The organism is Sanguibacter sp. HDW7 (assembly GCF_011300875.1).
Lineage (GTDB): Bacteria > Actinomycetota > Actinomycetes > Actinomycetales > Cellulomonadaceae > Flavimobilis.
On sequence record NZ_CP049862.1, the window covers coordinates 3,105,943 to 3,119,024 of the forward strand.

At 66.0% G+C, this 13,082-nt stretch carries 6 protein-coding genes and 3 rRNA genes; 1 reads left to right on the plus strand and 8 read right to left on the minus strand.

Going from position 1 to position 13,082, the window contains the following annotated elements:
- Nucleotides 1–21 precede the first annotated feature (21 nt).
- The 5 genes from G7063_RS13990 to G7063_RS14010 all read right to left on the minus strand — a co-directional run bounded on the left by G7063_RS13990 (nucleotide 22) and on the right by G7063_RS14010 (nucleotide 7,762).
- Complete coding sequence (locus G7063_RS13990) at nucleotides 22–2,061, minus strand: cytochrome c oxidase assembly protein (RefSeq protein WP_166414936.1); 2,040 nt, start codon at nucleotides 2,059–2,061, stop codon at nucleotides 22–24.
- A 79-nt stretch (nucleotides 2,062–2,140) separates the two neighbouring features.
- The gene (locus G7063_RS13995) at nucleotides 2,141–2,359 is read right to left on the minus strand and encodes a DUF6458 family protein (RefSeq protein WP_166414937.1); all 219 of its coding nucleotides are present in this window, start codon (nucleotides 2,357–2,359) and stop codon (nucleotides 2,141–2,143) included.
- 173 nt (nucleotides 2,360–2,532) lie between these two features.
- Nucleotides 2,533–2,649 (minus strand): 5S ribosomal RNA (rrf, locus tag G7063_RS14000).
- 71 nt (nucleotides 2,650–2,720) lie between these two features.
- A 23S ribosomal RNA gene (locus tag G7063_RS14005) occupies nucleotides 2,721–5,823 on the minus strand.
- 418 nt (nucleotides 5,824–6,241) lie between these two features.
- A 16S ribosomal RNA gene (locus G7063_RS14010) occupies nucleotides 6,242–7,762 on the minus strand.
- The 16S, 23S and 5S rRNA genes sit together here, the layout of an rRNA operon.
- Nucleotides 7,763–8,355: 593 nt before the next feature.
- On the opposite strand from G7063_RS14010, the gene G7063_RS14015 reads away from it, so the two are divergent.
- Nucleotides 8,356–8,994: a hypothetical protein gene (locus tag G7063_RS14015; protein WP_166414938.1), complete on the plus strand. Its 639-nt coding sequence runs from the start codon at nucleotides 8,356–8,358 to the stop codon at nucleotides 8,992–8,994.
- A gap of 329 nt (nucleotides 8,995–9,323) precedes the next feature.
- On the opposite strand, the gene G7063_RS14020 is transcribed toward G7063_RS14015, so the two are convergent.
- The 3 genes from G7063_RS14020 to pdhA are packed head-to-tail and all read right to left on the minus strand — an operon-like array spanning nucleotide 9,324 to nucleotide 12,994.
- A complete protein-coding gene (locus G7063_RS14020; protein WP_166414939.1) occupies nucleotides 9,324–10,751 on the minus strand; it encodes a dihydrolipoamide acetyltransferase family protein in 1,428 nt (475 codons plus the stop codon).
- A gap of 12 nt (nucleotides 10,752–10,763) precedes the next feature.
- Nucleotides 10,764–11,843, minus strand: a complete 1,080-nt coding sequence (locus tag G7063_RS14025; RefSeq protein ID WP_166414940.1) for an alpha-ketoacid dehydrogenase subunit beta — start codon at nucleotides 11,841–11,843, stop codon at nucleotides 10,764–10,766.
- Complete coding sequence (gene pdhA, locus G7063_RS14030; RefSeq protein ID WP_370520717.1) at nucleotides 11,840–12,994, minus strand: pyruvate dehydrogenase (acetyl-transferring) E1 component subunit alpha; 1,155 nt, start codon at nucleotides 12,992–12,994, stop codon at nucleotides 11,840–11,842. Before pdhA ends, G7063_RS14025 begins: the two co-directional genes overlap by 4 nt.
- Between the last annotated feature and the right edge of the window lie 88 nt (nucleotides 12,995–13,082).

Here is a 13,082-nt window from a genome sequence, read left to right on the forward strand (position 1 = left end):
CTCAGCGTTCCGGCAGTGGATTCACCTAGGCTTCCCAGGCTCGTCGTGCTCGGCGAGGTTCGCGAGCATCGCGTTGTAGGCGTCGAGCTCGGCGTCCTCGCCGCTCTTCGCGATGCGGCGGTCGCGTCGTCGTGCGGTGCGTTCATCGTCCCGGGCCCAGCGGACGGCGACGACGACCGCGAGGAGGACCGTCGGGATCTCGCCGACACCCCACGCGACACCACCGCCGATCTGCTGGTCCTCGAGCGCAGGCGGTCCCCAGGGCCGTCCGAGGAGGCCGAACCACTCCGGGACGAGCAGGGCCGTGCCGGACATGAGCGCGACGCCGAAGAACGCGTGGAACGCCATGGTCGCGAGCAGCAGAAGGAGCCGCAGCGGGTAGCCCGGGCGCTGGGGACCGGGGTCGATCCCGACGAGCGCGTTCGCGAAGAAGTATCCGGCGAGCGTGAAGTGAGCGACCATGCCGAGGTGCCCGACGTGAGTCGTGAGCGCCCACTCGAACAACGGCGTGTAGTAGAAGACGATCATCGACCCGGCGAAGTTCGCGGCTGCGACGAGCGGGTTCGCGAAGAACTGGCCATAACGCGAGTGGATGATCGTCAGCAGCCACTCGCGCGGTCCGCGCGAGTCGTCGTTCCGCGCGGGCAAAGCACGCAGGGCGAGGGTCATGGGCGCGGATAGGACGAGCAGGAGCGGCGCGACCATCGCCATCGTCATGTGCTGCACCATGTGGCCGGAGAACAGGACGCGGCCGTAGACGGCGGCGCCGCCGTTCGTCACCCAGAGCATGACGACCATGCCTGCGCACCACGCGACGACGCGGCCCACAGGCCAGCTGTCGCCCCGTCGTCGCAGGCGCAGGAACCAGCGGACGTAGACGATGAGTCCGGCGACGATCGCGGCGCCGAGGATCGCCTCCCAGCGGACGAGGGTGAGCCAGCGCACGAGGGTGGGCTCGGGCGGCAGCAGGTCGCCCGTGACGAGCTCGGCGGGGGTCGGCGTCACAGGGGGCTCGTCGGGCACGGGCGGGGCCGAGGACGCGAGGGCGCCCGCGACGCCGGCGACGGCACCGAGCAGCAGGGCCTCTGCGGCCATGAGCCTCCAGAAGAGACGTCCGGCCGTCGAAGCGAGAGGTGCGAGCGCAAGGCGTGCGACGACTCGCCGCCGGTGGGCCCAGCCGAGCGCACCCAGCGCGCCGAGGCCGACCGCCTTGGCGACGAGCAGCAGCCCGTAGCGGGTGCCGATCACGTCGCCGACGCTCGAGAGGCGCACGATCGCCGACAGGACGCCCGAGTAGGCGACGAGCACGAGGCACCAGGCGGCGAGGGTCGAGAACCGGGCGACGACGTCGGCGAGAGCGGGTCCCCGCAACCCGCCGCGGGTGCGCAACGCGACGAGAACGAGGATCCCGCCGGTCCAGGCGGCTGCCGCGACGAGGTGGACCATCATCGCGGAGACGGCGAGGTCGTGGCCGCTGGCCCCCGCCGTGTGCCCCGTGAGGGAACGGAGGGAGAGCGCGCCGACGACGAGCGCGAGACACCAGGCGCTTCCGGTCGGGGTGCGAACGAGCAGGGCGAGGACCGTGACGACCGCGGCGATGAGGGCCACCGCGAGCTGCGTGCGGCCCAACGGGACCTGGAGCACGAACTCGGCGAGCTGGGATCCGAAGTCGGCGTCACCGTTGCGGGTGCCGAGCACGTCGGCGAAGGTCGTCACGACGTCGGCGATCACGAGCAGCGTCCAGGCGCCGGCGCCGATGCCGGCGACCGTGAGCGCGCGGGTCCGGTCGGTCCCTGACGGCAGGAGGAAGGTGACAGCGACGAGCGCGCCGATGGTCACCGACGTGGCGACGTCGCGCAGCACCCCGATGACGGGGAGGCTCCAGCGGACGAGCGGGCCGGGGTCGGAGATGACGGCGGGATCGAAGATCCCGGTCGTCAGTCCCGCGAGGACGACGGCAGCGACGGCGGTGAGGACCGCGCCTACGAGCACCGCGGGGCGGTACCTGCGGTGTCCCTCGTCGTCCGTGACTGATGGGAGCGGACGGGAGGGGGCGGTCATGCTCCCATCCTAGGTCGGGCACCCCGCGAACGAGCCCCCCGCGCAGCGGTGCGCGGAGGGCTCGGTACGTCGGGGATCCCTACCTGCGCGGCGGGTCCTCGCGGTGCTCGACGATCTCGTGGTGGGACGTGTTGCTGCGCTGCGCGCCGGCGATCGCGCCGATGATGAGTGCGAGCACGCCCGCGCCCATGCAGATGTATCCGATCATGACGAGGTCGACGCCTTCGATGCGGTCCGCAACCGCGAAGGCGAGGATCGCACCGATGACCAGGAGAAAGATGCCTGCTCCGAACTTCATCGTCGTTCCTTCCGTCGGACTGACTTGCACGTCCATCGTCACCCATGGCGACCCGGCGCGCGCGCCGGGTGCCTCACCAAGGAAGAGTCTTCTCCGACGCGAGGCACCGACAGGTCCACCCCGGGAAACGCAGAAGGCCCACCCCGAAACGGGGTGGGCCTTCGCGAATGAATGTCCGGCAGCGTCCTACTCTCCCACCCCGTCACCAGGGCAGTACCATCGGCGCTATGAGGCTTAGCTTCCGGGTTCGGAATGGGACCGGGCGTTTCCCTCACGCTATGACTGCCGAAACTCTATGGGGTTATCAACACACCGGTGATGACCCGGGAACCGCACAGTGGACGCGTAGCATAAAAACTGTTGTATCAAGTCATCGGCTATTAGTACCGGTCAGCTCCACGAGTCTTTCGTCCTCGCTTCCACATCCGGCCTATCCACCCAGTGGTCTACTGGGAGCCTCTCACCCTGAAGGGGCACGGAAATCTCATCTCGAAGCAGGCTTCCCGCTTAGATGCTTTCAGCGGTTATCCCTTCCCAACGTAGCCAACCAGCCGTGCTCCTGGCGGAACAACTGGCACACCAGAGGTTAGTCCGTCCCGGTCCTCTCGTACTAGGGACAGGTCTTCTCAAATTTCCAACGCGCGCAGCGGATAGGGACCGAACTGTCTCACGACGTTCTAAACCCAGCTCGCGTACCGCTTTAATGGGCGAACAGCCCAACCCTTGGGACCTACTCCAGCCCCAGGATGCGACGAGCCGACATCGAGGTGCCAAACCATGCCGTCGATATGGACTCTTGGGCAAGATCAGCCTGTTATCCCCGGGGTACCTTTTATCCGTTGAGCGACGGCGCTTCCACAAGCCACCGCCGGATCACTAGTTCCGACTTTCGTCCCTGCTCGACCTGTCAGTCTCACAGTCAAGCTCCCTTGTGCACTTGCACTCGACACCTGATTGCCAACCAGGCTGAGGGAACCTTTGAGCGCCTCCGTTACATTTTAGGAGGCAACCGCCCCAGTTAAACTACCCACCAGGCACTGTCCCTGATCCGGATCACGGACCGAGGTTAGGTATCCAGAGCGACCAGAGTGGTATTTCAACGATGACTCCACCGACACTGGCGTGCCGGCTTCACAGTCTCCCACCTATCCTACACAAGCCGCACCGAACACCAATACCAAGCTATAGTAAAGGTCCCGGGGTCTTTCCGTCCTGCTGCGCGTAACGAGCATCTTTACTCGTACTGCAATTTCGCCGAGTTCGCGGTTGAGACAGCGGGGAAGTCGTTACGCCATTCGTGCAGGTCGGAACTTACCCGACAAGGAATTTCGCTACCTTAGGATGGTTATAGTTACCACCGCCGTTTACTGGGGCTTAAATTCTCAGCTTCGCTCAAGAGAGCTAACCGGTCCTCTTAACCTTCCAGCACCGGGCAGGCGTCAGTCCGTATACATCGTCTTGCGACTTCGCACGGACCTGTGTTTTTAGTAAACAGTCGCTTCCCCCTGGTCTCTGCGGCCCTCAAACGCTCCCCTGGCAAGCAGGTTCACGCCTCAGGCCCCCCTTCTCCCGAAGTTACGGGGGCATTTTGCCGAGTTCCTTAACCACGATTCTCTCGTCGCCTTAGTATTCTCTACCTGACCACCTGAGTCGGTTTAGGGTACGGGCGGCTGGAGCCTCGCGCCGAGGTTTTTCTAGGCAGCATAGGATCATCGACTTCCCTTAACGGTCCCCGTCAGCTCTCAGGCACATGAACGGCGGATTTGCCTACCGTTCGCCCTACAGCCTTGGACACGGTCTACCATCGCCGTGCTTCGACTACCTTCCTGCGTCACCCCTCGCGCTGACCTACTACCGGATCGGTTCGCGGCCTCACCGGAGCACCGGTCCCCCGAAGGGAACATGGTGCCGGCTCGGGCGCTTAGCATCACCGGATTCGATCTGGGCGGCTCTTCGCCGGTACGGGAATATCAACCCGTTGTCCATCGACTACGCCTGTCGGCCTCGCCTTAGGTCCCGACTAACCCAGGGAGGATGAACCTGGCCCTGGAACCCTTGGTCATTCGGCGGACGGGATTCTCACCCGTCATTCGCTACTCATGCCTGCATTCTCACTCGTGTAGGCTCCACCACTGGGTTCCCCCGCAGCTTCAATGCCCACACGACGCTCCCCTACCCATCCACACGCCTGGACCACGAAGGCCTAGCGAAAGTGTGAATGCCACAGCTTCGGCGGTGTACTTGAGCCCCGCTACATTGTCGGCGCGGAATCACTTGACCAGTGAGCTATTACGCACTCTTTCAAGGGTGGCTGCTTCTAAGCCAACCTCCTGGTTGTCTGTGCAACTCCACATCCTTTCCCACTTAGCACACGCTTAGGGGCCTTAGCTGGTGGTCTGGGCTGTTTCCCTCTCGACTACGGAGCTTATCCCCCGCAGTCTCACTGCCACGCTCTGGCTTACCGGCATTCGGAGTTTGGCTGACGTCAGTAACCTGGTGAGGCCCATCGGCCATCCAGTAGCTCTACCTCCGGCAAGGAACGCGTGACGCTGCACCTAAATGCATTTCGGGGAGAACCAGCTATCACGGAGTTTGATTGGCCTTTCACCCCTACCCACAGCTCATCCCCCCAGTTTTCAACCTAGGTGGGTTCGGTCCTCCACGCGGTCTTACCCGCGCTTCAACCTGGCCATGGGTAGATCACTCCGCTTCGGGTCTAGACCCAGCGACTATGATCGCCCTATTCGGACTCGCTTTCGCTACGGCTTCCCCACACGGGTTAACCTCGCCACTGAGCACTAACTCGCAGGCTCATTCTTCAAAAGGCACGCGGTCACCCCTGCTAGGGAGGCTCCCACGGTTTGTAAGCACACGGTTTCAGGTACTATTTCACTCCCCTCCCGGGGTACTTTTCACCTTTCCCTCACGGTACTGGTCCGCTATCGGTCACTAGGTAGTATTTAGGCTTATCGAGTGGTCTCGACGGATTCACACGGGATTTCTCGGGCCCCGTGCTACTTGGGAACACCCTCGGGAGGTCACGCCATTTCGTCTACGGGGGTCTCACCCTCTGTGCCGGACCTCTCCAGATCCTTCGACTATGACGCGACTTTCTGACTCCCTGGACCAGCGGCAGCTGGTCCTGAAGGGTCCCACAACCCCGTACGCGCAACGCCTGCCGGCTTTGACACGCGTACGGTTTGGCCTCATCCGCTTTCGCTCGCCACTACTCACGGAATATCTCTTCCTGCCGGTACTGAGATGTTTCACTTCCCGGCGTTCCCTCCGCTCACCCTATATATTCAGGTGAGGGTACCTGGACATGACTCCAGGTGGGTTTCCCCATTCGGACATCCTCGGATCACGGTTCGTTTGCCAACTCCCCGAGGCTTATCGCAGGCTACGACGTCCTTCATCGGCTCCTAGTGCCAAGGCATCCACCATGTGCTCTTAGAAACTTGAACAACAGCTATTGCAGATACCAAAGATAAAGATCTTTGAATTACAAAGATGCTCGCGTCCACTGTGCAGTTCTCAAGCAACCACCGGCCCCGCGCACCCATGCCCGGCGCCTCCAGCCCGAACTCACAAGGAGTAGGACTGAGGTTCGCCGGCCGGCGCGGTCCGAGAGGCACCTCCACACACCCCGTGGGGTGTGGGCCTGTTCCCTCAGGACCCAACAGCGTGCCTGATCCACCCCACCGAGGTGACCACCGCGTTCCTTCCCCAACCGAAGCTGGAGCGTACTAGCAGCGCCCACCCCCTATGCGGGGAGGCGAGAGTCAATGTTCCACCCATGAGCGTCCACCTCGAGCACGTACGGCTCGAGCGTGGCACTGACCCGATCACCAGCCAAGGGCTGGGCGGGTTGTGGCTCCTTAGAAAGGAGGTGATCCAGCCGCACCTTCCGGTACGGCTACCTTGTTACGACTTAGTCCCAATCGCCAATCCCACCTTCGACGGCTCCCTCCCAAGGGTTGGGCCACCGGCTTCGGGTGTTACCGACTTTCGTGACTTGACGGGCGGTGTGTACAAGGCCCGGGAACGTATTCACCGCAGCGTTGCTGATCTGCGATTACTAGCGACTCCGACTTCATGGGGTCGAGTTGCAGACCCCAATCCGAACTGAGACCGGCTTTTTGGGATTCGCTCCACCTCGCGGTTTCGCAGCCCTCTGTACCGGCCATTGTAGCATGCGTGAAGCCCAAGACATAAGGGGCATGATGATTTGACGTCATCCCCACCTTCCTCCGAGTTGACCCCGGCAGTCTCCTATGAGTCCCCGCCATAACGCGCTGGCAACATAGGACGAGGGTTGCGCTCGTTGCGGGACTTAACCCAACATCTCACGACACGAGCTGACGACAACCATGCACCACCTGTACACCAGTCCGAAGACGCACACATCTCTGCATGATTCCGGTGTATGTCAAGCCTTGGTAAGGTTCTTCGCGTTGCATCGAATTAATCCGCATGCTCCGCCGCTTGTGCGGGCCCCCGTCAATTCCTTTGAGTTTTAGCCTTGCGGCCGTACTCCCCAGGCGGGGCACTTAATGCGTTTGCTGCGGCACGGAACTCGTGGAATGAGCCCCACACCTAGTGCCCAACGTTTACGGCATGGACTACCAGGGTATCTAATCCTGTTCGCTACCCATGCTTTCGCTCCTCAGCGTCAGTTGCGGCCCAGTGACCTGCCTTCGCCATCGGTGTTCCTCCTGATATCTGCGCATTCCACCGCTACACCAGGAATTCCAGTCACCCCTACCGCACTCTAGTCTGCCCGTACCCGATGCAAGCCCAAGGTTGAGCCTTGGGTTTTCACACCAGACGCGACAAACCGCCTACGAGCTCTTTACGCCCAATAATTCCGGACAACGCTTGCGCCCTACGTATTACCGCGGCTGCTGGCACGTAGTTAGCCGGCGCTTCTTCTGCAGGTACCGTCACTTTCGCTTCTTCCCTGCTGAAAGAGGTTTACAACCCGAAGGCCTTCATCCCTCACGCGGCGTCGCTGCATCAGGCTTTCGCCCATTGTGCAATATTCCCCACTGCTGCCTCCCGTAGGAGTCTGGGCCGTATCTCAGTCCCAGTGTGGCCGGTCGCCCTCTCAGGCCGGCTACCCGTCGTCGCCTTGGTGAGCCGTTACCTCACCAACAAGCTGATAGGCCGCGAGTCCATCCCCCACCGATAAATCTTTCCAGACCCGGCCATGCAGCCAGGTCTCATATCCGGTATTAGCCACGATTTCCCGAGGTTATCCCGAAGTGAGGGGCAGGTTACTCACGTGTTACTCACCCGTTCGCCACTGATCAGGCGGAGCAAGCTCCACCGTCACCGTTCGACTTGCATGTGTTAAGCACGCCGCCAGCGTTCGTCCTGAGCCAGGATCAAACTCTCCGTAAATGTTTAGCGCCAGCCCCGAAGGACTAACAACCATACGAAGCGAACCCGAAGGTTCAAATAAACTGGCAATGACCGACTCATGTCGATCCATTCCAAATGGAATCTCAACGATCAGGCACCGGGTCGCCATGTAGCGGCCGGCATCCCTCTCGCACGAGAGTTATTTGGCATTGACTATCAAGCACACTGTTGAGTTCTCAAGGAACAGACGCGCATCCTCGCTCTTCCCTTGCGGGTCCTGCTCGGAGGCAACCGTTCAAACTTACTCTGTCCGCCTGCCGGTGTCAACTTCGGTTCCTTGCGGTTCCTGGTTGCGGCCGGGGCCAGATTCCCGTCCGCGGCACAGCTGTGCTGTTCCGGTTTCGGGGGCGGTTCTCCAGGCGGGACCGGCCACCAGCTCACTCCTTGCGGAGGCCTGCTCGGTGTCCGTTCCTCCCTGCCGGGCGAACAAGTAGAACGTTACGCGGAGGTCTCCGCGAGGGTCAAATCTGTGAGCGGTGACGCCGGTCACCTGGCCCACCTGCCGCGATATCGTGAAGGCGCCGGCAGAGCCGCCGGCCCCGGCATCATGCCGTTCCCTGCAGGAGCACACCATGCTCGACGCCATCGGGTGGATCGGATCCGCGATCCTCGTCCTCTCCCTCGTGCAGACCCGCATCCTTCGGCTGAGGATCCTCAACCTCACCGGTTGCCTCATCCACACCGGGTTCAACCTCGCCATCGGCGTGTGGCCCATGGTCGGCCTCAACGTCGTCCTCGCCGTCGTCAACATCGTCCAGCTGCGCAGGCTCCTCAAGGAACGGCACGCGTCCGAGGGCCAGAACGGCTACGACGTCGTGAGCACCGACGTCGACGCGCCCGTGCTGCGTCGCCTGCTCACGCGCCACCACGACGAGATCGCCAAGCTCCACGGCGTCGAGCCCGCCGAGCTCGCGGCGACCGAGGCCTACCTCGTCCTGCGCGGCGACGAGACCGTCGGCGCCGTCCTCCTCGCGGACGACGGCAACGGCACCGCCCGCCTCACGCTCGACCACGTCGTCGAGCGCTACCGGGACTTCACGCCCGGCGAGCACGTCTTCCGCCGCTCCGGCATCCTCGACGGCCACGGCTACGACCGCATCGTCACGCGCCCCGGCATCACCGGCCGCACCGCGACCTACTACGAGACCATCGGCTTCACGCGCGACGCCGCGACCGACGAGTTCGTCCTCGCCGTCCCGATCGCCGCCTGACCCGACCGATCCTGACGGATAGACGCCCCCCGTCGAACGGGGGAACGCGTCAATCCGTCAGAGAGCGGGGATCTGGTCCGACTGCAGGCACCCTGTGCGTTGCGCGGCTGCGCGGCTGCGCGGCTGCGCGGTGCGAGGCTGCGTGGTGCGAGGACCGCGCGGCGGGAGCTGGGCGCGGCAGGAGCAGGGCGCGGCGGCATCGCCGTGTGACACGGCAAGGCACGGCGCTCGGCACGGCACCGCGCTCAGCAGCGGGCACCGCGGCGCGGCCGCGACGCACGACGGCCCTGCACCTCCCGGAGGAGGGGCAGGGCCGTCGTGCGTCGTGCCTAGATCCAGACGAGCGCCTGGCCCGGCTCGTTGAGGACCGCAGCGACGTCCGCGAGCACACGGCTCGCGAGCTCGCCGTCGACCAGACGGTGGTCGACGCTCAGCGCGAGCTGCGTCACCCAGCGCTTCTTGATCTTGCCCTTGTGCACCCAGGGCTGCTCACGGATCGCGCCGAACGCGAGGATCGCCGCCTCGCCCGGGTTGAGGATCGGCGTACCCGTGTCGATGCCGAACACCCCGACGTTCGTGATGGTGATCGTGCCGTCCGCCATGTCCGCCGGCGCCGTCTTCCCCGCCCGCGCCACCTGCGTGAGCGACCCGAGGTCCTGCGCGAGGCGCAGCAGCGTCGCCCGGTGCGCGTCCTTGATGTTCGGCACCATGAGGCCACGCGGCGTCGCCGCAGCGATCCCGAGGTTGACGTAGTGCTTGTAGACGATCTCCTGCGCGGCCTCGTCCCAGCTCGCGTTGATCTGCGGATGCCGGTCGATCGCGATGAGCAGCGCCTTCATCGCGACGAGGAGCGGGGTCACGCGCACGTCCTTGAAGTCGCGGTCCGCACGCAGACGCTCGACGAGGCGCATCGTGCGCGTGACGTCGACCGTGTGGAACACCGTGACGTGCGGCGCCGTGAACGCGCTCGCCACCATCGCCTCCGCCGTGCGCTTGCGCACCGAGCGCACCGGGACGCGCGTCTGGCGGCCGTCGCGCGTCACCGAGCCCTGCGCGAGCCACGGGCTGTCGTCGTCGGGCTCGTACGTCGCGAGCTCGCGCGCGTCGGTGCGCTCCGCCTGCGCGACGACGTCCTCGCGCGTCACCAGCCCGCCCGGGCCCGTCGGGACGATCGACGTGAGGTCGACGCCGAGGTCCCGCGCGAGCTTGCGGACCGGAGGCTTCGCGAGGACGCCCGACGGACCCGCGGTCGCCGGGACCGCGGCGGGCGCCGCCGGACCGGCAGGCGCTGCGGGAGCAGCGGCGGCCGCAACTGGTGCGACGGGTGCGGCGACAGGCGCCGACGGCTCTGCGGCAGGCGCGACGGCCGCACGGCGGGGACGACGGGCCGACGCGTGCTCGGCCGTGCCGTACCCGACGAGCACAGCGCCCGAGCCGGCGTCCGCGTCGGCAGCCTTCGCCGGAGCCGCAGCCGCGTTCGCGGGAGCCGGCGTCGACGGCGCGACGCCGTCAGGGTCCGTGTCGACGACGATGATCGGCGTACCCACGTCGACCGTCGTGCCCTCAGACACGAGGATCTCCGTGACGACGCCCGTCCACGGGCTCGGCAGCTCGACGAGCGACTTCGCCGTCTCGATCTCGACGATCGTCTGGTTGACCGTCACCTTGTCGCCCACGGCGACGAGCCACTGGACGATCTCAGCCTCGGTGAGGCCCTCGCCGGCGTCCGGCAGGGGGAAGGACTCGAAGGTCGGCACAGCGTCTCCGTCTCAGAAGGCCAGCGAGCGGTCGACAGCGTCAAGGACGCGGTCGAGCCCGGGCAGGTAGTCGTGCTCGATCTTCGCGACCGGGTAGGGCGTGTGGAAACCACCGACACGCAGCACCGGCGCCTCGAGCGAGAAGAAGCACTCCTCGGTGACACGCGCCGCGATCTCCGCGCCCGCGCCGTGGAACACCGGCGCCTCGTGGACGACGACGCACCGGCCCGTGCGACGCACCGACTCCACGACCGTCGGGAAGTCGATCGGCGAGATCGTCCTCAGGTCGACGACCTCGAGGCTGCGCCCTTCCTGCTCGGCCGCCGCGGCGGCCGCGAGAGCGACCGGGACCGAGGGGCCATACGCGACGAGCGTGAGGTCCGTGCCCGGACGGGCGACGACCGCGCGGTCGAGGCTCTCGCGGCCGATGCCGGCGTACGCCGTCGGCACGCCGTCGACCGGGAGCGCCAACGGCGCGACCTCGACCGGGCCCTTGTCCCAGTAGCGGCCCTTCGGCTCGAGGAACAGCACCGGGTCGGGCGACGCGATCGCCTCGCGCAGCATGCGGTAGGCGTCCGCCGGGTTCGACGGCGAGACCACACGCAGGCCCGCCGTGTGGGCGAACAGCGCCTCAGGGCTCTCCGAGTGGTGCTCGACAGCGCCGATGCCACCGCCGTACGGCACCCGGATGACGATCGGCAGGTTGATGCGGCCCGACGTGCGGTAGTGCATCTTTGCGAGCTGCGTCGTGATCTGGTCGAACGCCGGGAAGATGAAGCCGTCGAACTGGATCTCGAGGACCGAGCGGTAGCCGCGCATCGCGAGGCCGATCGCCGTGCCGACGATGCCCGACTCCGCGAGCGGCGTGTCGACGACCCGGTCCTCGCCGAACTCCGCCTGCAGGCCGTCCGTCACACGGAACACGCCGCCGAGCCGGCCGACGTCCTCCCCCATGACGAGAACCTTCGGGTCTTCCGCGAGCGCCTGGCGCATCGCGAGCGTGATCGCCTTCGCGAGCGGCAGCGTCGTCGTGCCCGTCGGGAACGGCGCGACCTTCGCCTCGGTCGCGGACGACGTGGACGTCGTGGTCATCGGGCACCTCCGTCGGCAAAACCGGACTCGTACTCCGCGAAGAACGCGCGCTCGTCCTCGAGCACAGCGTGCGGCGTCGCGTAGACGTGGTCGAACATGCTCGCGGGCGACGGAGCCGGCATCGAGCGCACCGTCTCGCGGACGCGTGCACCGAGGTCGCCCGCCTCCTCCCGGACCTGCGCGGCCCACGCGTCGTCCCAGCCGCCCTCGCGGCGCAGCATCGCCTCGACGCGCGCGATCGGGTCGCGGTCGCGCCACTGCTGCTCGAGCTCCCGCGTGCGGTAGCGCGTCGGGTCGTCCGACGTCGTGTGCGCACCCATGCGGAAGGTGAACGCCTCGACGAGGCTCGGGCCACCGCCCGAGCGCGCCCGCTCGAGAGCCTCCTGCGTCACCGCGTAGCTCGCGAGGACGTCGTTGCCGTCGACGCGCACGCCCGGCACGCCGAAGCCCTCGCCGCGGCGCGCGACGGGCACGCGGAACTGGCGCTCGTTCGGCTCGGAGATCGCGAACTGGTTGTTCTGGCAGAACAGCACGAGCGGCGCCTGGTTGACGGCCGCAAAGACGAGCGCCTCGTTGACGTCGCCCTGCGCCGTCGCGCCGTCGCCGAAGTACGTGACGACCGCCGTGTCGACGGTCGGGTCGCCCGTGCCGACGACACCGTCGCGCTGGACGCCCATCGCGTAGCCCGTCGCGTGCAGCGTGTGCGAGCCGATGACGAGCGTGTAGTTGTGGAACCGGTGCGCCTCGCCGTCCCAGCCGCCGTGGTCCACGCCGCGGAACAGCCGGAGGATCTGCGCGAGGTCGACGCCGCGGGTGTGTGCGACGCCGTGCTCCCGGTAGGAGGGGAAGGCGTAGTCCTGCGGGGCGAGCGCGCGGCCCGAGCCGACCTGCGCCGCCTCCTGGCCGAGGCACTGCGCCCACAGGCCGAGCTGGCCCTGGCGCTGCAGCGACGTCGCCTCGTCGTCGAACGCGCGCACGAGCACCATGTCGCGCCACAGGTCGCGGACGTCGCCGTGGTCGAGGTGCGCGGCGCGCTCCCGGTACGGCTCCCAGCGTTCGTCGGTCGTGCGCTCGCCCGAGGGCGTCAGCAGCTGCACCATGGGCACGTCGTGGCCGGTCCGGCCCGTGCTCTCGATCGCGTCGTCGGTCACGGAGGTTCTCCCCGAGGGCTCTCGGCGGGACGCCGGCCGGGGCCGACGTTGGCTACGGTTGCGTAACCTACGCCAGCGTAAGCAGACA

Excerpts from the sequence above, each read along its gene's own strand:
- G7063_RS14015 (WP_166414938.1), top strand. The coding sequence starts at position 8,356 with ATGCTCGACGCCATCGGGTGGATCGGATCCGCGATCCTCGTCCTCTCC.
- G7063_RS13995 (WP_166414937.1), bottom strand. The coding sequence starts at position 2,359 with ATGAAGTTCGGAGCAGGCATCTTTCTCCTGGTCATCGGTGCGATCCTC.
- G7063_RS13990 (WP_166414936.1), bottom strand. The coding sequence starts at position 2,061 with ATGACCGCCCCCTCCCGTCCGCTCCCATCAGTCACGGACGACGAGGGA.
- G7063_RS14025 (WP_166414940.1), bottom strand. The coding sequence starts at position 11,843 with ATGACCACGACGTCCACGTCGTCCGCGACCGAGGCGAAGGTCGCGCCG.